The sequence below is a fragment of the Paraburkholderia sp. UCT70 genome, from assembly GCF_050434085.1.
Taxonomy (GTDB): Bacteria; Pseudomonadota; Gammaproteobacteria; order Burkholderiales; family Burkholderiaceae; genus Paraburkholderia; species Paraburkholderia tuberum.
This window is the reverse complement of the sequence record NZ_JBNPVZ010000004.1, coordinates 581,811-605,019: the sequence shown is the minus strand read 5'-3', so window position 1 is coordinate 605,019 and position 23,209 is coordinate 581,811. Positions and strand designations below refer to the sequence as shown.

The 23,209-nt window shown below is 64.3% G+C and carries 19 protein-coding genes; 9 read left to right on the top strand and 10 right to left on the bottom strand.

Going from position 1 to position 23,209, the window contains the following annotated elements; translation table 11 throughout:
- Positions 1-6: 6 nt before the first annotated feature.
- A complete protein-coding gene (locus OKW41_RS28300; protein WP_429574666.1) occupies positions 7-414 on the bottom strand; it encodes a GFA family protein in 408 nt (135 codons plus the stop codon).
- 30 nt (positions 415-444) lie between these two features.
- Positions 445-729 carry a hypothetical protein gene (locus OKW41_RS28295; RefSeq protein WP_429574665.1) on the bottom strand — a complete coding sequence of 95 codons (285 nt, stop codon included), beginning with the start codon at positions 727-729 and terminating at the stop codon, positions 445-447.
- Positions 730-811: 82 nt separating this feature from the next.
- Here OKW41_RS28295 and imuA point away from each other — a divergent pair, with 82 nt between their 5' ends.
- The 8 genes from imuA (at position 812) to OKW41_RS28255 (ending at position 14,924) form a co-directional block, all read left to right on the top strand.
- Entirely contained in the window at positions 812-1,519 is a 708-nt protein-coding gene (gene imuA, locus OKW41_RS28290; RefSeq protein ID WP_429449179.1) for a translesion DNA synthesis-associated protein ImuA, read from the top strand.
- Positions 1,449-2,918, top strand: a complete 1,470-nt coding sequence (locus OKW41_RS28285) for a Y-family DNA polymerase (protein WP_429574664.1) — start codon at positions 1,449-1,451, stop codon at positions 2,916-2,918. The genes imuA and OKW41_RS28285 overlap by 71 nt, the downstream gene beginning before the upstream one ends.
- Positions 2,919-2,937: 19 nt before the next feature.
- Positions 2,938-6,087 (top strand): error-prone DNA polymerase, encoded by a 3,150-nt coding sequence (locus tag OKW41_RS28280; RefSeq protein ID WP_429574663.1) that lies wholly within the window; start codon positions 2,938-2,940, stop codon positions 6,085-6,087.
- A gap of 47 nt (positions 6,088-6,134) precedes the next feature.
- Positions 6,135-7,094: an SOS response-associated peptidase family protein gene (locus OKW41_RS28275; RefSeq protein WP_429449173.1), complete on the top strand. Its 960-nt coding sequence runs from the start codon at positions 6,135-6,137 to the stop codon at positions 7,092-7,094.
- A gap of 232 nt (positions 7,095-7,326) precedes the next feature.
- On the top strand, positions 7,327-9,723 hold the full coding sequence (locus tag OKW41_RS28270; RefSeq protein ID WP_429574662.1) for a phosphoketolase family protein: 2,397 nt from the start codon (positions 7,327-7,329) through the stop codon (positions 9,721-9,723).
- Positions 9,724-9,756: 33 nt separating this feature from the next.
- A complete protein-coding gene (locus OKW41_RS28265; protein ID WP_429574661.1) occupies positions 9,757-12,252 on the top strand; it encodes a glycogen/starch/alpha-glucan phosphorylase in 2,496 nt (831 codons plus the stop codon).
- On the top strand, positions 12,242-14,338 hold the full coding sequence (gene glgX, locus OKW41_RS28260) for a glycogen debranching protein GlgX (protein ID WP_429574660.1): 2,097 nt from the start codon (positions 12,242-12,244) through the stop codon (positions 14,336-14,338). The genes OKW41_RS28265 and glgX overlap by 11 nt, the downstream gene beginning before the upstream one ends.
- Positions 14,339-14,456: 118 nt before the next feature.
- The gene (locus OKW41_RS28255; RefSeq protein ID WP_429574659.1) at positions 14,457-14,924 is read left to right on the top strand and encodes a DUF4440 domain-containing protein; all 468 of its coding nucleotides are present in this window, start codon (positions 14,457-14,459) and stop codon (positions 14,922-14,924) included.
- A 39-nt stretch (positions 14,925-14,963) separates the two neighbouring features.
- On the opposite strand, the gene OKW41_RS28250 is transcribed toward OKW41_RS28255, so the two are convergent.
- The 6 genes from OKW41_RS28250 to OKW41_RS28225 are packed head-to-tail and all read right to left on the bottom strand — an operon-like array spanning position 14,964 to position 20,921.
- Entirely contained in the window at positions 14,964-15,614 is a 651-nt protein-coding gene (locus OKW41_RS28250; protein ID WP_429576498.1) for a DUF2252 family protein, read from the bottom strand.
- A gap of 27 nt (positions 15,615-15,641) precedes the next feature.
- On the bottom strand, positions 15,642-16,022 hold the full coding sequence (locus OKW41_RS28245) for a potassium channel family protein (RefSeq protein ID WP_429449163.1): 381 nt from the start codon (positions 16,020-16,022) through the stop codon (positions 15,642-15,644).
- A 52-nt stretch (positions 16,023-16,074) separates the two neighbouring features.
- Positions 16,075-17,088: a DUF2955 domain-containing protein gene (locus tag OKW41_RS28240; RefSeq protein ID WP_429574658.1), complete on the bottom strand. Its 1,014-nt coding sequence runs from the start codon at positions 17,086-17,088 to the stop codon at positions 16,075-16,077.
- A 7-nt stretch (positions 17,089-17,095) separates the two neighbouring features.
- A complete protein-coding gene (locus OKW41_RS28235) occupies positions 17,096-18,232 on the bottom strand; it encodes an HlyD family secretion protein (RefSeq protein ID WP_429574657.1) in 1,137 nt (378 codons plus the stop codon).
- A complete protein-coding gene (locus OKW41_RS28230) occupies positions 18,229-19,770 on the bottom strand; it encodes a TolC family protein (protein WP_429576497.1) in 1,542 nt (513 codons plus the stop codon). The genes OKW41_RS28235 and OKW41_RS28230 overlap by 4 nt, the downstream gene beginning before the upstream one ends.
- Before the next feature lie 29 nt (positions 19,771-19,799).
- The gene (locus OKW41_RS28225) at positions 19,800-20,921 is read right to left on the bottom strand and encodes an AI-2E family transporter (RefSeq protein WP_429574656.1); all 1,122 of its coding nucleotides are present in this window, start codon (positions 20,919-20,921) and stop codon (positions 19,800-19,802) included.
- 288 nt (positions 20,922-21,209) lie between these two features.
- Here OKW41_RS28225 and OKW41_RS28220 point away from each other — a divergent pair, with 288 nt between their 5' ends.
- Positions 21,210-22,187, top strand: a complete 978-nt coding sequence (locus OKW41_RS28220; RefSeq protein WP_429576496.1) for an alpha/beta hydrolase family protein — start codon at positions 21,210-21,212, stop codon at positions 22,185-22,187.
- Positions 22,188-22,196: 9 nt separating this feature from the next.
- Here OKW41_RS28220 and OKW41_RS28215 read toward each other — a convergent pair whose 3' ends face one another.
- Together OKW41_RS28215 and OKW41_RS28210 are read right to left on the bottom strand one after the other, a co-directional pair.
- A complete protein-coding gene (locus tag OKW41_RS28215; RefSeq protein WP_429574655.1) occupies positions 22,197-22,598 on the bottom strand; it encodes a GFA family protein in 402 nt (133 codons plus the stop codon).
- 93 nt (positions 22,599-22,691) lie between these two features.
- Positions 22,692-23,120 carry a YybH family protein gene (locus OKW41_RS28210; RefSeq protein ID WP_429574654.1) on the bottom strand — a complete coding sequence of 143 codons (429 nt, stop codon included), beginning with the start codon at positions 23,118-23,120 and terminating at the stop codon, positions 22,692-22,694.
- Positions 23,121-23,209 lie beyond the last annotated feature (89 nt).

Sequence of the window (23,209 nt, the reverse complement as noted above, 5' to 3'; positions counted from 1 at the left end):
GTGCAATCAAAGATGCCGTGTTTGCGCGGGCGGATTGCCCCAAGCGTTGTGCAGCCCATCGCGATAGGTGACTGGCGCATTCAGCGCGGCATCGAGATCGAGTTCATCGAGGCACATGATGTTCACGTTGATATACGGATACCCTGTGCCGTTTGGCATATCGATGCGATCGAATACGTGGACCCCGCAGCGTTTGCAGAATGGGTGATGCGCGACCGCATTGTGCCCCTGATATTCGCTGAGCGTGGCTTCATCCGAAAGAAGACGAAAATCTTCCCGGCGAACCTGCACGTGCCAGAATCGCAGCCTGCTGCAGTAGCTGCAATTGCACTTCGACGTGCCCTCGTCGAAATCGATGCGAGCCTCGAACTTCACGAATTGGCAATGGCAACTTCCGAGGTACGTGCGCAACATGGGGTTCTCCGGGGTTGAGGGCCGCTGCCATTATGGACGGCACGACTTCGCGCTGCCAATGCACGAGCCGTCGCAACCCTCGCAGTAATGGCGGTCGCGCACCGCGCGATCCACGCGCCAGACGTTCGCCGCAACCGGCGCCGCCGTCCCCGCCGAGCGTCCGTTTTCCCGCGCATGAAACGTCGGCTCGCCCGCCTTGCCGCGGCGAATCGCTTCATCGATGTCCGGCTCGCCGAACATCGCTTTCAGTTCGGCCACGAACGCCGCGATCTCCGGCATCGGATGCCCGGCTGGCTTGCGCACTCGCATGTCCATGAACCCGCCCCCAAAAAGTGCCTGTTCGCTATCTCATAAAAACCATGTAGGATACTGTATATCCATACAGGTATTTTCGCAAATGACAGCCGCCCTGCCAGCACCGGAAGCCATTCACCCGTCCTTGTGGCGGGCGTCCCAGCTTGGCGCTGGCCGCGGCCGCAGCGTCGATACCGGTTATCCGGCCCTGTCGGCGGAGTTGCCCGGCGGCGGCTGGCCGCTCGGCGCGCTGGTCGATCTGCTCGTGCAGCAGGCCGGCGTCGGCGAACTGCGGCTGTTGCAGCCGGCGCTCAGCGCCGTCGGCAAGCGTCCGCTCGTCTTCGTGCAACCGCCGCATACGCCGGACGGCCTCGGGCTCAACTACATCGGCCTGTCGCTGCAGCAGGTGCTGCGGATCAATGCGCCGAAAACCGCCGACGCGCTGTGGTCCGCCGAGCAGATCCTGCGCGCCGGCAGTTGCGGCGCGCTGATCTTCTGGGCGCAGTACGCGCAGGCGTCGTCGCTGCGCCGTCTGCATCTGGCCGCGCAGTCGTCGGAGACGCTTTTCATCATGGTGCGGCCGCTCGCCACCGCGCAGGAGGCATCCCCCGCGCTGCTGCGGCTCGCGCTCAGGCCATCGGCCGAAGGTCTGACCATCGACATCGTGAAACGACGAGGGCCCGCTCGCGCAGAGCCCCTGTCGATTCCCCTTCAACCCACTCCCGTTCTGCTTTCCCGACATGCGCGTCTTTCTCGCCGTTCATCTGCCAAAGTTGCCGCTCGAGGTCTTCAGACCGAAGTGGTCGCCTGAGCCCGCGCATGGCTGCGCGGTGCTGGAGAAAGACAAGGTGGTCATGGCCGACCCCGCCGCGCGCTCGGCAGGCGTGCGTCCGGGCATGAAGCGCGGCGGCGTGCTGACGCTGTCGCCGCAGACCGAGATGTATGAGCGCGATAGCGGCCGCGAAACGGCGGCCCATCGCGAGGTGGGTATCGCGCTGATGCGCTTCTCGCCCGAAGTCGCGCTGCTCGATGAGGCGACGGTCGTCGTCGAGATCGGCGCGAGTTTGCGGCTCTTCCGCGGCCTGCTCGCGCTGTGCCGCGACGCGAAAGCCATCCTCGACGCGCTCGGCTTCACCGCGCGCATCAGTGCCGCGCCGACCGGCCAGGGCGCGTGGCTGCTCGCGAAGTTTGGCAACCGGCGCGTGCTGAAGCTCGCGTCACTCGACCAGCGCCTGTCCGCCCTGCCGATGCTCGCCGTGCCCGAAGTCCGCCCGTTCGCCGACTGGTTCACGGGCCTCGGTTGCGAGCGCATCGCCGATCTGCGCCGCCTGCCCCGCGCCGGCTTGCAGCGCCGCTGCGGCGAACATCTGCTCGACTCGCTCGACCGCGCGTTCGGGACCGCGCCCGAACTGTTCGACTGGCTCGAACTACCGCCCACGTTCTCGGCGCGCATCGAGATGCCGGACCGGCTCGAACACGCGGATGGCGCGGTGTTCGGCGCGCAGCGCCTGATCGTGCAACTGTGCGGATGGCTGTGCGCAAAACAGCTCGCGCTCACCGGCATTCGCCTGTCGCTCGAACACGAGCGCGGACGCGCCGCGATCGAGCCGACCACGATCGACGTCGCACTCGGCGAGCCGACCTGGCGCGAAGAACATCTGATGCGCCTGCTGAAGGAGCGGCTGCATCGTATCGAGCTCGCCGCGCCCGTGATCGCGTTGCGGCTCGACGCGTCGAACGTCGAGTCGGCCGCGCCCGCGTCCGACACATTGTTTCCCGAACCGGGCAGCTCGCAGGAGGATCACGCGCGGCTGCTCGAACTGCTGGTCGCGCGGCTCGGCGAAGAGAACGTGCTGAAACCCGCGCCGAGCGCCGATCATCGTCCGGAGATCGCGAACCGCTGGCTGCCGGTGTCGCAGCCGGTCAAGCCCGGCCCGCTGCCGCAGAATCTGCCCCGCCCGACGTGGATGCTCGACACGCCCGTGCGTCTGCTGATGCGCCAGCACCGCCCGTTCTATGGCTCGCCGTTGCGCATGGTGTCGCCGGGCGAGCGCATCGAGAGCGGCTGGTTCGACGGCGAGCTCGTCACGCGCGACTACTTCGTCGCGCAGGCGGACGATCAGAGCTGCTACTGGATCTACCGCGAGCGCGTGAGCAGCCGCGACGCGGAAGAGGAGCAACGCTGGTTCCTGCATGGCCTGTTCGGCTGATATGCGCGGATGAGCGGCCATGGACACCACCTTCACGATGCTGCCGGCGTATGCCGAGCTGTTCTGCTTTTCCAACTTCACGTTTCTGCGGGGCGCGTCGCACGCTGAGGAACTGGCCGAGCGTGCCGCGCAACTCGGCTACTCCGCGCTCGCGATCACCGACGAATGCTCGCTCGCGGGAGTCGTGCGCGCGCATGTCGCGGCGAAGGAAGCGAAGCTGCCGTTCATCGTCGGTTCGTATTTCCGGCTCGTCAATGCCGATGGTTCGCCGGCTTTCGGCCTGATCCTGCTCGCCCGCAACCGCAACGGCTACGGCAATCTGTCCGAGCTGATCACGCTGGCGCGCATGCGCGCGCCCAAGGGCGAATACCGGCTCACGCCGCAGGATCTGTCGCGGCCGGAGAAGGAATATCGCCACCTGCTCGGCATGCCCGACTGCCTCGCGATTCTCGTGCCGGATTTCCCGGCCAGCGAAGACGCGCTCGACGCGCAGGTCGAATGGCTCGACGAAACGTTCACCGGCCGCGCATGGGTCGGCCTCGTGCTCCATCAACGCGCGATGGACGACCTGCATCGCGGCGCGGTCGAATTCGTCGCGCGCAGCCGCGACGTGCCCGTCGTCGCGCTCGGCGAAGTCGTGATGCACGTGCGCTCGCGCAAGCCGCTGCAAGACACGATGACCGCGATCCGGGTCGGCAAACCGGTCCATCAGTGCGGCTATGATCTGGCGCCGAACGCCGAGCAGCATCTGCGCTCGAGGTTGCGGCTCGCCAACCTGTACCCGCAAGACGCGCTGGCCGCGACGCTCGACATCATGAGCCGCTGCACGTTTTCGCTCGACGAGCTGCGCTACGAGTATCCCGACGAGCTGGTGCCGGCCGGCCATACGCCGGCCTCGTATCTTCGTCAGGAAACCTATGTCGGCGCGCAGCGGCGTTTTCCCGCGGGGATTGCGCATCACGTGCAGCAGCAGATCGAGCATGAACTCGAACTGATCGCGGACCTGCAGTACGAGCCGTATTTCCTGACCGTCTACGACATCGTCCGCTTCGCGCGCAGCCAGCACATTCTGTGTCAGGGGCGCGGGTCGGCCGCGAACTCGGCGGTCTGCTATTGCCTCGGCGTGACCGAGGTGGACCCCGCGCGCGGCAACATGCTGTTCGAGCGCTTCATCAGCAAGGAGCGCGGCGAGCCGCCCGATATCGACGTCGACTTCGAGCACCAGCGGCGCGAAGAAGTGATCCAGTACATCTATCGCAAGTACGGCCGCGACCGGGCGGCGATCGCGGCGGCGGTGTCGACCTATCGTCCGCGTGGTGCGCTGCGGGAAACGGGCAAGGCACTCGGCGTCGATCCGCAGATCGTCGACGCGGTCGCGAAGTCGCATCACTGGTTCGATACCAGTCGGGATCTGCTCGCGCGTTTCGCGGAATCCGGCCTCGACCCGAACCAGCCCCTGATTCAGGCCTGGGCGAAGCTCGCCTCGCAACTGCTGAATTTTCCGCGCCACCTGTCGCAGCATTCGGGCGGCTTCGTGATCAGCCGCGGCAAGCTCACCCGGCTCGTGCCGGTGGAAAACGCGGCGATGGCCGATCGCTCGGTGATCGAGTGGGACAAGGACGACCTCGAATCATTGGGCTTGCTGAAGGTCGACGTGCTCGCGCTCGGCATGCTGTCGGCGATCCGGCGCACGCTCGACCTCGTTTCGGAACAGCGCGGAGAACGCTTCGAAATGCAGGACATCCCCGCCGAGGATGAGGCGACCTACGCGATGATTTCGGCCGCCGATACGGTCGGCGTGTTCCAGATCGAATCGCGCGCGCAGATGAGCATGCTGCCGCGCATGCAGCCGCGCAAGTTCTACGATCTCGTCATCGAAGTCGCGATCGTGCGGCCCGGTCCGATTCAGGGCGGCGCCGTGCATCCCTATCTGCAGCGCCGTCAGGGCTTCGAGCCCGTGACCTATCCGAGCGACGCGTTGAAGACCGCGCTGGGCCGCACACTCGGCGTGCCGATCTTCCAGGAGCAGGTGATGCAGGTGGCGATTCTCGCGGCCGGCTTCACCGCCGGCGAAGCCGACCAGCTGCGACGCGCGATGGCCGCGTGGAAACGCAAGGGCGGACTCGAAAAATACTATGACCGCATCGTGCTCGGCATGCAGGAGCGCGGCTACGACCAGGCCTTCGCCGAGGCGATCTTCGAGCAGATCAAGGGCTTCGGCGAATATGGCTTCCCCGAAAGTCACGCGGCCAGTTTCGCGCTGCTGGTCTATGCGAGCAGCTGGCTCAAGTGTCACGAACCCGAAGCCTTTCTCGCCGCGATGCTGAACAGCCAGCCGATGGGCTTCTATTCGCCGTCGCAACTGGTTCAGGATGCGCAGCGGCACGGCGTCACGGTGTTGCCGGTCGATGTGACGATCAGCGGTTGGGACTCCTCGCTCGAACACCGTGCGGGGGCGACGCGCCCTGCCGTGCGTCTCGGTCTTTCGCTGCTGCGCGGCATGAAGGATGGCGCCGCCGAACGGATCGAGAACGCGCGCGCGGTTCGCCCGTTCGCGAGCGTCAACGATCTCGCGCGCCGCGCGCAGCTCGACCGCAAAGACCTGCATGCGCTCGCGGATGCGAATGCGTTGGCAGCGCTCGCGGGAAACCGCCGCGAAGCGCTGTGGCAGTCGGTCGTCGCGGTGCCGGACAAGGATATGCTCGCGGCCGCGGCGACTCAGGACGAAACGCCCGAACTGGGCGCACCGAGCGAAGCGAACGACATCGTCGCCGACTACCGTTCGCTCGGCCTGACGCTCAACCGCCATCCGCTGGAACTGCTCCGGCCGCAGTTGCTCGCGAACCGGCTGATGCCGGCCTCGACGCTGCGGACCTATCGCGACGGCCGCCTCGCGCGCGGCTGCGGACTGGTGACGGTGCGTCAGCGTCCCGGCACGGCCAAGGGCGTCGTGTTCGTCACGCTCGAAGACGAGACGGGCAACGTCAATGTGATCATCTGGCCGAGTCTGCTCGAAAAACAGCGCAAAGAAGCGTTGGGCGCCGCGCTGCTCGCGGTGTACGGCACATGGCAGTGTCAGGGAGAAGTACGGCACCTCGTCGCGCAGCGGCTGGTCGACATGTCTCATCTGTTGGGCGAGTTGCAGACGACGAGCAGAGACTTCTGCTGACGCGAGCGCGCAAATGCGTATCATCGGAACAGCAAACGGAGGCATCCATGTGCTATTCGGCTCAGATTCTGGCGGACTACCGGCGCTACGTCCGCATGTTCGGCGCGCACATGAGCATCGAGGAATTCGCGCGTCTTTTCTTCGAACGCGCAGAGGACGGTCAGGCCAGGATTCCCAAAGCGATGGAAGACGCCTTCTCGGAACCGCAGTCCGACGCGGAACGGGAAGTCTGGGCGCTGATCGAGCGCTTCAGATCGCAGCAGACCGTGAAGCTCGAACAGGAACTGTTCAAACAGCGCACCCGCTTCGCCGATGCCGAGCGCTCTTTGCAGACCAAAGCCACCAAGGCGGCGACCGACAGCAAACGGATCGCGAAAGACAAGATCGACCGCACGCTCGAGCGACTCGACGACCTCGGCCGAACCGCTCCCAAAGCAGGCGACTCGCGCATCTTTCCCGGCTACTACGCGCCGGTGATGGTGATGGAGCATGGCCAGCGCGTCGTCAAACCGATGCGCTATCAGTGCCGCCTGGCCGGCAAGCCCGCATCGTACGACACCCGCTATCCCGGCACGTACAACGCTCGTCGGGACAGTCTCGAAAGTTTCTGGAAAGCGCTATTCGGCTATTCGCATGGACTCGTGCTGGCCAGTTCTTTCTATGAGAACGTCTCGCGCGCGCGAATGGAAGGCCGCGAACCGGCACCCGGCGAGAAAGATGAAAATGTCCGGCTCGAGTTCCGGCCCAATCCGCCTCACGACATGCTGGTCGCATGCTTATGGTCCCGCTGGAGCGGCAAAGGCGAGCCCGATCTATTGTCCTTCGCGGCCATCACCGATGATCCGCCACCCGAGGTGGCCGCTGCCGGCCATGATCGCTGCATCATTCCGATCAAGCCTGAGCATATCGACGCGTGGTTGAATCCCGATCCGCGCGATCTGGCAGCGTTGTACGCGATTCTCGATGATCGGGACCGGCCGTTCTACGAACATCGGATCGCGGCCTGAATACAAGACGCGGTTTCGCAGGCCGCGCGAGACGGTGTCGGATCATCCTTGCAATCTTCGCGCAGTAACATATTCTGCGTTATGGATGTTCATCGGCTGGCGAAGAATACCCGGTTGTAGAGGTCCGCCAACAGGCGCGATTCGGACCCCATCAATCATCGAAGCGCCTGCGCAGCGGGCCCGACACGATCCACACCCTCGGGTTGCGGCTGCAAGCACAGGAGACGTCGGTATGGGCAAACATCCCGCGGCGGACGCTTCGCAGCAGACCGCGCTCGGCAGCGACGAACTTCAGCTGATCGATGCGTGGTGGCGCGCATGCAATTATCTTTCGGTCGGCATGATCTTTCTGCTGGACAACCCGCTGCTGCGGGAGCCGCTGAAAGTCGAACACGTCAAGTATCGCCTGCTCGGACACTGGGGCGCGAGCCCGGCGTTATCGTTCGTCTGGGCGCATCTGAACCGCGTGATCAAACGCGACGATCTCGACGTCGTCTTCATGGCCGGTCCCGGACACGGCGCACCGGGCGTGCTCGGCCCCACCTATCTGGAAGGCACCTACTCGGAGATCTATCCGGACAAGAGCGCGGATGCGGAGGGCATGCAGAAGTTCTTCAAGCAGTTCTCGTTTCCCGGCCATATCGGTTCGCATGTGACGCCGGAGACGCCCGGGTCGATCCATGAGGGCGGCGAGCTTGGCTACAGCCTGTCGCATGCGTATGGCGCCGTGCTCGACAACCCGGACCTCATCGTGGCCTGCGTGGTCGGCGATGGAGAAGCGGAGACCGGCCCGCTCGCCACCGCGTGGCATTCGAATAAATTCATCAACCCGGCCCGCGACGGCACCGTGCTGCCGATCCTGAATCTGAACGGCTACAAGATCGCCAATCCGACCATCCTGTCGCGCATCAGCAGCAGAGAACTGGAAGCGCTCTTTGTCGGCTACGGCTACACCCCGCATTTCGTCGAAGGATCGGATCACGCGGAAATGCATCGGAAGATGGCGCACACGCTCGATACCGTGCTCGGCGAAATTCGCGCAATTCATCAGCAGGCACGCGCGAACGGCAATCTCGAGCGGCCGCTCTGGCCGATGATCGTGCTGCGCACGCCCAAGGGCTGGACCGGACCGAAGCAGATCAACGGGCACAAGGTCGAAGGCTCGTGGCGCTCGCATCAGGTGCCTTTTTCCGATGTGCGCAACAACTCCGCGAATCTCGAAGTGCTCGAAGAATGGATGCGCAGCTACCGGCCCGCCGAACTTTTCGATGCCGAGGGCCGGCTGATCCCCGAACTCAAGGCGCTGTCGCCCCAAGGCCCGCGGCGCATGAGCGCCAATCCGCACGCGAACGGCGGCGTGCTGCGCCGCGAACTGAAGCTGCCCGACATCCGCGCGTACGCGGTGGATGTGCAGCACGCGGGCAAGGTGCTGCAGGAGAACACGCGGCCACTCGGCGAATTTCTGCGCGACACGATGCGCGCGAACATGAACACCTTCCGCGTGTTCGGCCCGGACGAAACGGCCTCGAACCGTCTGCAGTCGATCTACGAGGTCAGCAAGAAGGTGTGGATGGCCGAGATGCTCCCCGAGGACGAGGACGGCGGCGAACTGGCGCGCGACGGCCGCGTGATGGAGATGCTGTCCGAACATACGCTGATGGGATGGCTCGAAGGCTATCTGCTGACGGGCCGCCACGGCTTCTTCCATACCTATGAAGCGTTTGCGCACGTGGTGGATTCGATGTTCAACCAGCACGCGAAGTGGCTCGACATCAGCCGCAATCACGTGCCATGGCGCGCGTGGGTGTCGGCGGAAAACATTCTGCTGTCGTCGACCGTGTGGCGGCAGGATCACAACGGCTTTTCACATCAGGACCCCGGCTTCATCGATCTCGTCACCAACAAGAGCCCCTCGGTCACGCGCGTCTATCTTCCGCCCGACGCGAACACGCTGCTGGTGGTCGCCGACCACTGTCTGCGCACCACCGACTGCATCAACGTGATCGTCGCCGACAAGCAGAAACACCTGCAATTCACCACCATCGACGAAGCCGTCGTGCACTGCGCCAAAGGCATCGGCGTGTGGCGGCGCGCGAGCAACGACGAGGACGCCGAACCGGACGTGGTGATGGCCTCGTGCGGCGACGTCGCCACCCAGGAAGCGCTGGCGGCGACGGCGATCCTGCGCGAACGTCTGCCCGAACTGAAGCTGCGTTTCGTCAACGTGGTCGACCTGTTCAGGATGCAGCCGGCGAGCGAGCACCCGCACGGTTCGACCGAACGCGAATTCGACAGCCTGTTTACGACCAATAAGCCGGTGATCTTCAATTTCCACGGTTACCCGTGGCTGATCCACAAGCTCGCCTATCGCTTTCGCAATCACGAGAATCTGCACGTGCGGGGCTACAAGGAGAAAGGCAACATCAACACGCCGCTCGAACTGGCGATTCTCAATCAGGTGGACCGCTTCAATCTGGTGATCGACGTGCTCGACCGCGTGCCGCGCTTGCAGGGCAGATCCGCGCATCTCAGGGAAGACATGAGGAACGCGATCGTCAGCAACCTGAACTATGCGCATACGCATGGCACGGACCGCGCCGAGGTCGCCGACTGGGTCTGGCCCTTCTGAACGTCACGCGCAGCATGCACCGAGGAAAGCATCATGGCCGACGCTCCCACCACGACCTCGCAGCAAAGCGCGGATGCAGCGCGCACCGGCCTGAGCGCCGCCGCGCTCCAACGCGGCGTGCTCGACAATCTGCTGTGCCTGCGGGGCCGCTATCCGGCGATCGCTTCCCCGCATGACTGGTACATGGCGCTCGCGTATAGCGTGCGCGACCGGCTGCTGGCCCGCTGGGCAACCTCCGTACAGACCTACGCCAGAAGCGATGTGCGGGTCGCCTGCTACCTGTCCGCCGAGTTCCTGATCGGCCCGCAACTCGGCAACAACCTCGTCAATCTCGGCATCGAGGCCAACGCACGCGAAGCGCTGCGCGCGCTCGGCGTCGACCTCGATATGCTGCTCGAACTCGAGGAAGAGCCGGGGCTCGGCAATGGCGGACTTGGCCGCCTCGCGGCCTGCTATCTGGATTCGCTCGCAAGTTTGGAAATACCGGCCATCGGCTATGGCATCCGCTACGAGTTCGGCATCTTCGACCAGCAGATTCGCGACGGCTGGCAGGTCGAAACCACCGACAAGTGGCTGCAAAAGGGCAATCCATGGGAGATCGTGCGCGCGGAGGTTGCGTACTACGTGGGGTTCGGCGGCAGCACCCACAACGAAACCGATGCACGCGGGCACCTGTGCGTGCGCTGGACACCCACACGGCAGGTCAAAGGCGTGGCTTGCGACACGCCGATGCCCGGCTATCACGTCAACACGTGCAACACCTTGCGGCTGTGGAAGAGCGAGGCGGTCGAGTCGTTCGACCTGCAGGACTTCAATGCCGGCGACTATTACGAGGCCGTCAACGAAAAGGTCATCTCCGAGACGCTGTCGAAGGTGCTGTATCCGAACGACGAGCCCGAGATCGGCAAGCGCCTGCGTCTCGCGCAGCAATACTTCTTCGTGTCGTGCTCGCTGCAGGACATGCTGCGCCTGCTCGAAATCAAGGGCGAACCGGTCGGACACTTCGCGCAGATGTTCAACGTGCAATTGAACGACACGCACCCGTCGATCGCCGTCGCCGAGCTGATGCGTCTGCTGGTGGACGACAGGCAGGTGCCGTGGGACGAGGCCTGGGACATCACGCGGCGCGCGCTCGCGTACACCAATCACACCCTGCTGCCCGAAGCGCTTGAAACCTGGGGGCTGCCGCTGATGCGCAATCTGCTGCCGCGCCTGCTCGAAATCATCTACGAGATCAACCGCCGCTTCCTCGACGAGGTCCGGCAGCGCTATCCGGGCGACGACGCGCGCATCGAACGCATGTCGCTGATCGACGAGCGCGGTGACAAGCTCGTGCGCATGGCGCATCTGGCGACGGTCGGCAGCCACGCGATCAACGGCGTCGCCGAACTGCATTCCGGGCTGCTCAAGCAGACCGTGCTGCGGGACTTCGCCGAATTGTGGCCCGAGCGCTTTCACAACGTCACGAACGGCGTCACGCCGCGCCGTTTCATGCTGCTTTGCAATCCGGCGCTCGCGCGGCTGCTCGACGAGACCATCGGCGCTGGCTGGGTCACCGATCTCGAGCGACTACGCAAGCTCGAAGCCTATGCCGACGACGCCACGTTTCAGCAGCATTGGCGTAGCGTGAAGCAGTCGAACAAGGCCGTGCTCGCCGAGCATATCCGGAGCGTCACGGGCATCGGCGTCGACACCGCCGCGCTGTTCGACGTGCAGGTCAAGCGCATCCACGAATACAAGCGGCAACATCTGAACGCGTTGCTGATCGTCACGCTGTACCGGCGCCTGCTGCGTGATCCGCAGCTCGCGCTGACACCGCGCTGTTTCGTATTCGGCGGCAAGGCGGCGCCCGGCTACGCGACGGCCAAGCTGATCATCCGTTTGATCAACGGCATCGCCGAAGTCGTGAATAACGACCCGATGGTGAACGGGCGGCTGAAAGTCGTGTTCTATCCGGACTTCAATGTGAAGAACGCGCACTTCATCTACCCTGCCGCCGACCTGTCCGAGCAGATTTCGACGGCCGGCAAGGAAGCATCGGGCACCGGCAACATGAAGTTCATGATGAACGGCGCGTTGACGATCGGCACGCTCGACGGCGCCAACGTCGAAATCCGCGAAGAGGTCGGCGACGAAAACTTCTTCCTGTTCGGCCTGACCGCCGACGAAGTGGAACGTGTGAAGCGCGCGGGTTATCGCCCCGCGGACTATGTGAAGGACGACGCGGAACTGAGCGAAGTGCTGCAACTGATCGCCGACGGTCATTTCTCGCGAGGAGACCGCGAGATGTTCCGCCCGCTGATCGACAATCTGACGCACGCGGACCCGTTTCTCGTGCTGGCCGACTATGCCGCCTACGTGGCGCGTCAGGACGACGTGAGCGCCGCCTGGCAGGACACGCGGCGCTGGACCCGGATGTCGATCCTGAACACCGCGCGCTCGGGCAAGTTCTCTTCCGATCGCGCCATCGGCGAATACTGCGACAAGATCTGGAAGATCCGCCCGATGAGGATCACCCTTGATCAATGACCCTGAAACGGGATCGGTGCGTGCTCATGCGGTTCGCTCCGGGTCGCGGTTTCCCGTGGGCGCGTCGGCGGTGCCCGGCGGCATCAATTTCTGCATCTTCTGCCGTCACGCGACGCGCGTCGAGCTGTTGCTGTACGACGCGGCTGACAGCCCCGAGCCGTTCCAGATCATCACGCTCGCCGCCGGTTGCAACCGCACCTTCTACTACTGGCATGTGATGGTCGAAGCGCTGCCGTTCGGCACCTACTACACGTGGCGGGTGGACGGCCCGCGCGATACACGCTCTAGCGGCTACGCGTTCGACCCCGACAGGGAACTCCTCGACCCGTATGCCCGCGCGATTAGCGACGTGCTGTGGACGCGGCCTGCGGTCGGCCAGCCGAATCCCAACGGGCACAAAACCCACCGCGCGATCGTGACGGAACCCCTGCCCTCGTCCCCTGGGCGTATCTGGCGCGGACTCGACGGCGCGATCATCTACGAGCTGCATGTCGGCGGCTTTACACGTGATCCGTCGAGCGGCGTGCAGCATCCCGGTACCTTCGCCGGCCTGATCGAAAAGATTCCGTACCTGACGCAGCTTGGCGTGACCCACGTCGAGCTGCTGCCGGTGATGGCCTTCGACGAACAGGACGTTCCGCCCGCCACGGCGGCCCTCGGCCTGAGCAACTACTGGGGTTACAGCACGCATAGCTATTACAGCCCGCATCCTCGCTACTGCCGCGATCCCGCGCGCGCGCCCCAGGAGTTTCGCGCGCTGACCGACGCCATGCACGCCGCGGGCATCGCCGTGCTGCTCGACGTCGTGTTCAACCATACGGCCGAAGCGGGCGAGACGGGCCCCGTCATCAACTTCAAGGGCCTCGTCAACGATATCTTCTACCACCTCGACGCGGCCGACCGGCGCCGCTACCGGGACTACACCGGCTGCGGCAACACGATCAATTGCAACCATCCACTGGTGACGACGTTCATCGTGCGCTGCCTCGAATACTGGGTGGAAGAACTCGGCGTCGATGGCTTCCGGTTCGATCTGGCGAGTATCTTCGCGCGCGACCAGCGCGGCGAGCTGATGGTCGATCCACCGCTGCCCTGGGCGATCGAGTCTTCGCGTGTGCTGTCGCGCGTGCCATTGATCGCGGAGGCGTGGGACGCCGCCGGCATGTATCAGGTCGGCGCCTTTCCCGGCATGGCGTGGGCCGAGTGGAACGGCCGCTATCGGGACGTGATTCGCCGTTTCGTGCGCGGCGACCCGGGGCTCATCGAGGCGGTCGCCACCTGCATCGCGGGCAGTTCGGACCTCTATGCGGACGACGGCAGGCTGCCCAACAACAGCGTCAACTTCGTGACGTGCCACGACGGTTTCACGCTGATCGATCTCGTCAGCTACGAATCGAAGCACAACGAAGCCAACGGCGACGAGAATCGCGACGGCAGCTCCGACAACCTGTCGTGGAACTGTGGCGCCGAGGGCGAGACCGGCGACGCCGGGATTCTCGGTCTGCGACACCGCCAGGCGCGCAACGCGATGGCCATCCTGTTCCTGAGTCTGGGTGTGCCGATGACGCTCGCCGGCGACGAGGTGCTGCGCAGCCAACGCGGCAACAACAACGCCTATTGTCAGGACAACACGCTCAGCTGGTTCGACTGGACACCCACTGAAGCCGGCTCGGCCATGTCGCGCTTCGTGCGCGAGCTGATCGCGCTGCGCAAGCGCCACGCAAGTTTGCGGCGGCGGTATTTCCTGACCGGCCGGCCCTCGCCGGGGCAGACTCGGCCGGATGCGGTGTGGCACGGCGAGCGCCTGAACGAGCCGGGCTGGCACGATCCAGCCGCGCGTCTTCTCGCCGTCACGCTGGGCGGCGAAGAACCGGGCGAGCCGGCACTGCACGCGGTGTTCAACATGGACGATTGCGCGCGCACGGTCCAGTTGCCCGCGCCCGACGGGCGGCACTGGCGGCGTATCGTCGATACCGCGCGCGACAGTCCGCATGACATCGTACAAGCGGCGCAACAGGCCGCTGTCGAAAGCGATCAATTTCGCGTGGAGGCGCGCAGCGTCGTGGTTCTGGAAGAAGCGAGCTGAACCGACGCAAATAACCCGGGTTCTTGTCCTCGAATGTCGATGCTGTGGCGGAAAGGCCGTGCGCAGTTTCGATTTACTGGCGGAACAAAATCCACCGGCAACGATCGCGGAGGGCATCATGAGAATCAGCGTAGACGGGCCGTCCGTCGTCTTTGCGATGGTTGCGGTCGTGACCCATGGCAGCGCATTCGCGAGGTCCGAAGCCTGCCATCCCACCTCGGAAAAGCAGATTTCCGCACTGTTCGATCGCTGGAACGACTCGCTGAAAACCGGCGACCCGCAGAAGGTCGTGGCGAACTACGCGCCGAACTCGATCCTGCTGCCGACCGTCTCGAACAAGCCGCGTTTGACCGCCGACGAAAAGCTCGACTATTTCAAACACTTCCTCGAAAACAAACCGGTCGGCACGATCGACTTCCGCGACATCATGATCGAATGCAACACCGCGATCGACTCGGGGCTCTACACCTTCAAGTTCGCGGACGGCTCGGTCGTCAAGGCGCGCTATACGTTCACCTACGCGTGGAATGGGCACAAGTGGCTGATTACCAGCCATCATTCGTCGAAAATGCCGGAAGGCAATTAGCCGATGTGGTTTAGAAAAAGTCAGGCTGGGACTTGAACCTCATTCACGAATGACCTGAATACGTCCCGCCTTGACTGCCGCCTTCAATACCGTCCAGTCCGCCTCATTCTGTTCCGCGTAAGCGAGCGCGAATTGCACGACGGCTTCGTCGAATGCCTGCGACTTGCCGACATATCCGCTGAGTAACGCAGGGTCGCCTGCTTTCGCCATCGAATGGGCCAGCGCGTGAGCGCAGGACACCGCGTATTCGCCGAGATCTTCGACGTCGAACGTGGTGAAGTCGAACGCGCCCTTCATGTCGCGCAATTGCCGCACATAGAAGTCGTTGCCGGTGTGATGCATCTTCGACCAGCCGAGAAAAATGTCGCTGGCCGACTGCAGCAAACGCTGCCCGTTCACCACACGCTGGCCGTGATTGGCATAGCGGCTCGGCGCCAGATACCCCTGCAGCGCGGAAGCCCGTGCCTCCTTGAGTTGCAGGAACAGCGGGCACTCTCCGTCGGCCATGAAGAGCGCCTCGTAGCAACGCGTTCCCACCGACCCGATGCCCACGACGCGAATGGCGACATCCACCAGTTCATAGCGATCGAACAGTGCGCGCCTGTCATCGGGAAGCGTTAATGTGCAGAAGCCGCTGCTTTTCCTCGGCCGCCAACTGCGCGACCGGAATGCCCGTGAGCCGCGCGACACTCTGCCCGCACGCAAAACCTTGCCTCGCTATCCCGTCCTTTCCGCCCGATGCGCGGCCTCCTGCACACCTCGTACAGCCGCGGCCACGATCAAGCCGGTGAATACCACGCCGATCAGCCCGAGGCATGCGGCGTCGATCCGGCCGAACGCCGAAGTGGGCACGACATCGCCGTACCCGATGGTGAGCGCCGTGATCGCGCAGAAGTACACGGTTTCACCCAGCCGCGACGGTGTCCGGTTCGCTGTCTCGACGGGCGCGCCCCAGTAGTACATGCCAATCGTCAGCAGGACGAACAGTAGAAGCAGGCTGATCAGAATCGCTCTCAGATACCACAGGGTTATCGCCATTTCCTTCAGGATCTCGCCGGCCCGAGGACGGGCAGCGCCATCACCTGTCGCATTTCCCATTGCACGCTCCTGTTGCGATCACCGGGTCGGCTTTGCAGCATGCCGCACCGCCTCACTCGACACGGCGGTGCTGCTCGAAAAGCAGAAGCATCAAATACGCATAGGCCGTTACGGCCAGAAAGAGCCCCATTCGCACGGTAAACGCGGTGTAGACATCCTTGCCCGCCACGCTGTCCTGCACCGATTGCCCGAGCAGAATGATCATCGTCACGAGACTGTTCAGCCAGAAGCCCGGCGAACAACGCGTGGGTTGCAGGCCGTACAGCTTGCGTCCCACCAGCAGGCCGAACAACAGCATCCACAGAAAGAACATCCACAGATGCACGAACAGCCTCAGCGCAAACCAGAACGCGATGGCGAGCAGACCGCCGAGCAGCGTCGAGCCGATCAGATCGCGTGCGGCGCCGCGGGCCGAGGTCGTGCAGGTTTGTCGGCCGAGGCTGACGGACTTCATGATGATCGGCATGTAGTTCGCCGGGTCGGTCATCGCGAGCAGATAGGCCGGCATGACGACGAGCGCGGCACGCAGCGCGATATAGGCCGCCTCGTCTTCCGCCATCGCTGCCGCGGCGGGCTGTTCTCGCGCGCCCATGCTTTCAGGAAACAATCTGTGCGCCAGCGTCGACGCCAGCACGGCAAGCAGAAGTCCCTTCGCCAGCGCGCCGACGACCGTCAGGGCCAGTTCGAAGTCGGCCGTGCCCGCGGCGGAAATCATCGTCAGTCCCGCGACCAGAAAAGTCGCGACGAGATTGTTGCCGCCACGCAGCCCGTAACGAAACGCGAAGAACAGCATGAGGCCGACGATCATGATGCCGGCCAACGCATAGTGACGAAGCAACGGAACGAGGAGCAGGCCGCTGCCGGTGGTCGACGCCACGACCAGCGAAAGAATCACGCCGGCCTTCAACGATAGCGGGCGATTCTGCGTGGCCAGCAGAAACACCGTGAATACCGGCGCGACGACGGGTATCGGGAAATCGAGTCCAAAGCTGACGGCAAGAGCGATCGCCGTTCCGATGGCCACACGTATCGCGCGATAACCGAGGCGCTGGGTCACGGGCTGCATGGGCTTCTCAATAGACGTAGGAGAGCCAGCTCATCAGCCGGATGAACGCGTGTCCCAGCGGATTGAGCGGATTGCCCTGGGTCGGAAACGCCATTACTTCGGCCTGCCCGCCCACCCGCAGATCGCGCAGACGCGCGCGCTCGCTGTCGTCGAATTCGACGATTACCGGGAAACGCTGCGCGGGACGCAGCCAGTCGCGGCTATTCTGCACGGTGGGCAGGCTGCCCGCCGGCGTGCTCTGCCCCACGCTCACGCCATAGCCGACACTGCGAACCCGCCCGCCGAACACTTCGCCGGGCAGCACGTCCAATGCGATCTCGACGCGCGTGCCGGGTTTGAGATGGCCCAGATTGTTCTCCGTCATGTCGGCGCTGACCCACACGTCGCGGATCGCGATCAGCGTCATGACCGGATTGCCCGCCGCGGCGAACTGACCGACTTCCGTGCGCAGATCGGTCACGACGCCGCTCGAGCGGGCTCTGATCCGCGCGTTGGCGAGATCGAGTTCGGCCTTCTCCAGCGCGCCAGCGGCGCTGCGCAACTGCGCATTCTCCGCCTCGCTTCCGCCCTGCTGCTCCCGCGCCCGCTCGACTTCGGCACGGGCCCCGTCGACCTGGCTTAGCGCCTGTTCATGCGTCGCCCGCGCGACCTCGAGGCGTCGCAGGGAGACGGTGCCCTCGTCTTCACGATAGAGCCGCTCGAGACGGTCGCTGTCCTGGCGCGCCTTGACCTCGTTCGCGATGGCGGCCCGCAACGCCGCGAGTGCCGACTCGACACCGGCCGTGCTGGCACCGACCTGCCGGCGCGTGGACTCCAGATCGGCGCGCGCCCGGTCAGCAGCAATGCGGTAGGGCTCGCTATCGACTTCGAACAGCACATCCCCCGCGTTGACATCCTGGTTGTTATGGACGAACACCCGCGTCACGCGTCCCGACACCTCGGCGGCGACGGGCACGACATAGGCCTGAATCCGCGCCTGCTGCGTATACGGCGTGAAACGGTCGGCGAGCAGATACCAGATCAGGCTCAGCACGATCAGACAGACGACCCATTTGACCGCCCTGCCCGAAGGGTCGGCGGCAGGCGTCGACGACTTCGGCGGGGCGGCGGTTCGAGGCTCGCGGGTATCCTGGGTATCGCTCATCGTGACGCCCCTTCGGCTTGCCCCGGCGTACCGGAAGACGGCGCGGTTTGGTCGAGCAGGTCGCCCCAATCGGTGCGTTGCCGCATCTGCGCACGCGTCGCCGCGTCGACGAGCGGCTGTTCGGTTTCCCAGCCGCCTCCGAGCGCCTTGTAAAGCGCGATCACACTGCCGAGCGCATTGCTGCGATTGACCACGTACGCGTCCTGCTGCGCGAACAGCGCGCGCTGCGCATCGAGGACCCGCTGGAAGTCCGAATACCCTTCCCGATAGATCGTATTGGCGAGCGTCAGCGAGCGCCGCGCCGCACCCTGCGCGTCGTTCAGAATGGTGTCGCGCTGCAAGGCGGCGAGCAGCGCCGTCGCGGCATCGTCGGCCTCGCGCGCCGCCTCGCGCACCGTGTTCTGATAAGCGACCGTCAACTCTTGCAGCCGTGCGTCCTGGACGCGCACGTTGTTCGTGATCCTGCCGTAATCGAACACGTTCCACGTCACGCTCGGGCCCGCGGCAAAGAGCAGTGTGCTCGGTGCGCCCGCGAGCGAACTGGCGGTCCACGTCAGCGTGCCGAGCAACGATACCGACGGGTACAGATCCGCTTGTGCCACGCCGATGAGCGCCGACTGCGAAGCCATCTGATACTCGGCCGCGCGAACGTCAGGGCGGCGCGACAGCAGATCGGCCGGCACGTCCTGCAGCACCGCATGATCCACCAGCGGCACGACGCCTTCCTTGCCCGTCTGCACGTCGAGTTCCGGCAGCGGACCCGGCGCTCGCCCGATCAGCACCGACAGCGCATGACGCGCAAGCACGATCTGGCTTTCGAGATCGGGGATGCTGCTCAGCGTCCCAAGGTACTGCGTCTTCGCCTGCTGGAAATCGAGTTCGTCGGATTCGCCAGCCTTGAAGAGCTTTTGAGCGATGTCGTAGCTGCGTTTTTGCAACTGGGCGTTCTCGCGAGCGATACGTAGCCGCGCCTGCGCGACCCGCAGCGTGAAATACGTATCCGCGACCTGCGCGTGCAACAGAACCAGCGCATCGTCGCGGTTGGCTTGCGCGGCGAAGAACGCGGCGTCGGCCGATTCGATCGCGCGGCTGAAACGTCCCCAGAAATCGAGTTCCCAGCCGATGCTGAAGCCCGCGCCGTACTGCACGAAGGCGCCCGAGCGCGGATTGGAACCATCCGAGCGCTTGCGCGCCGAAGCCAGTACATCGGCACTCGCCTGCTGCACCTGCGGATAGCGTCCCGCGAGCGCGATGCCGAGCTGTGCGCGCGCCTCGAGCACGCGTAGTCCGGCGATCTTCAGGTCGCCGTTGTTCGCGTCGGCTTCGGCGATCAGACGTTCGAGATTCCTATCGCCGAAGATCAGCCACCACTGGCGCACATCGGGCTGTGCACCCGGTTGCGTGACCCGCGCGATCGATTCGCTACTCCAGTGCTCGCTCCACGCTTCATGCTGCGGCTTGAAGTCCGGGCCCACCCGCATGCATCCGCTCAGGCCAACCGCCGCCCCGAAAAGCACTGCGATCCCGTACGGACGCATCAACGGTGACACGGAGCCATCCTCGAGCTTCAGGTCTGCTTCTGTTCGTGGGTCTGCGTGGGTTGCGTGGGTTGCTTGGGTTGCGGCTGGTCTCGGACCCAGCGCCAGAACAGCTGATAACCGACGGCCAGCATCACGGGCCCAACGAATAGCCCGATGACGCCTCCCGTCACCATGCCGCCGAGCGCTCCGATCAGCACGACGGGCATCGGCACCGCGACGCCACGGCCCAGCATCAATGGCTTGAGCACGTTGTCGGCGAGGCCCGCGACGAACACGTAAACCGAGAAGATGATGTTTGCAGTGTTCACGCCGTCCGTGACGATCACGAAGGCGATCACCGGAATGGTGATCAGCGTGGCCGGCAATTGCATGATGCCGAGCAGCAGCACGGCCAGCGCGAGCAACCCCGCGCCGGGTATCCCCTTCACGACGAAGCCGATGCCGATCAGCAGCATCTGGATAAACGCGATGCCCACTACCCCCTGGGCCACCGCGCGAATCGTCGCCGTACACAAGTCGGCGATCTGAGCGCCGTTCTCGGGGCCCGAGATGCGCGAGGCGATCTGCACCGCGCTGTGATAGCCCTTCTCACCGTGGGCCATCAGGATTCCTGCGACGATCAGCGCGACGAAAAATATCACCAGGCCGGCACCGAGACCCGTCACCGTTGCAAGCACAGCGAGCCCGGCCTCCTTCAGCTGCGGGGCGAATTTATGCGCAAGACCGGTCAGGTCCGTCGATGCCTGTTGCCAGAAGTCGTACACACGCTGGCCGACCAGCGGCCAACTCGCCACCGACTCCGCGGGAGGCGGAATCCGGAAGCTACCGCTCCTGGCAATGGCTATCGATTTCTCGACCGAATCGGCTACCGCGAGACCCAGCGCATACGTTGGCACCAGAATCACGACAAGCGCGACAAGCACGATCAGCGTGGCGATCAGGCCATCCTTGCCGCCGAGCATGGAGCGAAGCAGGACCTGCAGCGGATAGAGCGTGATCGCAAGAATCACCGACCAGGCCATCAGGTTAAGAAACGGCGCGAAGATCCGAAAACAGAGTACGGCCAGGACCGCGACGAGTCCGGCGCGGATCAGGACGTCGAGCATCTCTCGGGACGGCGTCCGTTGGGGAATCGGTGTGAGCAGCATAAGTTGTTCTCCCGCCAGGTCGCGTCGCGGTTCGGCGGCGACACCGTGATAGGCCTGCAATCGCGAAAACTCAAACCCACTGGAACGTTCTTGACGCCAATACCAAGGCCTGCCTGCAATTCCGGCATTTTAGGAAGAGGATCGCGCCGGCTTTGTCGTCGACAGAACGCGGCGTTTCACTACTATTGAACCCGCGCCTGAAATATTCAATTGGACTTTGGTCTCATAGCCTCGAGCCGTCCGGAGCTCAGCCCGCCGCCGACAATCATGGAGAGAACCGTGAGATTGATGGCGATCGTCGCCCTTCTTCTGGCCATGACGCCTGGCGCGCCTGCCCTCGCCGCCGGGGTCGGCTTTCAGAAGGTCGACATACCGAATGGCACCGAGCCGCCGCTCACTGCCGGAATCTGGTATCCCACCGATGCGCCGGCCACGCCGCACGCCTTGGGCGACGTCACCCAGACCGTCGCGGCCGGCGCGCCGATCGCAGGCCATCACCTGCCGCTGATCGTGCTGTCGCACGGCGGCGGCGGCTGGTACGGCGCCCATTACGACACGGCGCTCGCGCTGGCTCGCGCGGGCTTCGTCGCGGCGGCGGTCAGCCACGCCGGCGACACTTTCGATGACCAGAGCCGCGTGCTGCAACTCTGGCGCCGGCCCGCGCAGCTTCATCGACTGGTGGACTACATGCTCGACGACTGGCGTGGGCGCGAGCGGCTCGACGCGAACCGCGTCGGCGCATTCGGCTTTTCCAACGGTGGCTTCACCGTGCTCGTGGCCGCGGGCGGCATCCCGGATCTTTCGAAAATCGCTCCGTTTTGCGAAGTTCACCCGGATCATGACCTCTGCGAAGCGTTGCGGCATGCGGGCGTCGACGTTCGTTTCGGCGCGAATGTTCCCGCCAGCGTGTGGGTCCACGATGCGCGCATCAAGGCCGTCGTCATCGCGGCGCCTTCGTTCGGCTTCGCGTTCGGCCGCGCGGGCTTGAGCGGCGTGCGCGTCCCGGTCCAGTTGTGGAGCGCCGCCGACGATCGTCATCAGCCGCATCCCTGGTACGACGAGCCGGTGCGGGACGACCTGCCCCGCGCTCCCGACTATCGCGCGGTGGCCAACGCCGGCCACTACGACTTTCTGCCACCATGCGATGCGCGTCTTGCGCGGCTGCGCCCGGAGATCTGCGACAGCGCGCCGGGCTTCGATCGGAAGGCGCTCCATCAGCGATTCAACGCCGCTGTGGTGCGATCTTTCGAGTCGATGTTGCGATAGGAAAGAGACTCACCCGAATTCGTCGTGTTGCGGCAATGGGTCAGTGATCGAATACCACGGTGCCTTTGAACCCACGAAAATGTGGGCAGTGGGAGACATGGCGGGCGAGTCCGTGAGTGTTCCCAGCGTGACGTGAACGTACTGCCCCTGACGAACCACTGAGAACATCAGGCTTCCACATATTTTGCAGCGCACATCATGCGACGCTCGCTCGTCGCCGAAAATCAACAGGCTGTCTTCGCCCCGAGTGATGCGCAGCTTGTCGCGCTCGATTCCCGCGAAGGGTTTGAACGCCGAGCCGGTCGCGCGCCGGCAGTTTGAACAGTGGCAGTTCAACGCATAGACGAATTCGTCCTTCACCGAGTAATGGACGGCACCGCAAAGGCATCGGCCGGCAAGCAATGGTTTCATGGCTGCTTTTAAACAGAAGGTACGTCGCAAATTGGAAAGTCACGCAACCGTGATTATTCGCGAGCCGACGCGCGATGTCGAACCGCCAGACCGCTAGCGCCTGAAAATTACCTGCGCCGTGCCGACCTCGATCGGAGAGGAGGTGTGCTGGTGGACAATTTTCCATCCGTCGGCCTGCTGCCTCAGCGTCATGGTCAGGCGATTGTCCATGGAGCGCAGTTCCAATCCGTCGGCGTCGACGGCTTTATATGTCGCGAAGGCGTGAACAGCGGCGAGGTCCGCGGCGACGATCGTTTGCGCCGCGCTGAAATCGACTATCACGCGTTCTGTACCCAGCGAACCGAACCAGCCCTCCACCATGGCGCGCCACGATGCGATGCCGTTGTACGACCATGTCCCCCACATGTCGAAGACCACCGCATCGCGGTCGTATAGCGCAACGAACGCGTCCGCGTCTTTTGCCAATACCGCGGCTTTGTAGCCTTCCAGGACTTGCAGGATCGGATTGTCGAGTCGGTTCACAGTGTGCTCCCAGGTCGGATGACGATGGCGGCCAGACTTGGCGCAAAACGGCAGATCCAAGGTTCCTGACCAATTGTCTTACCAGGTAA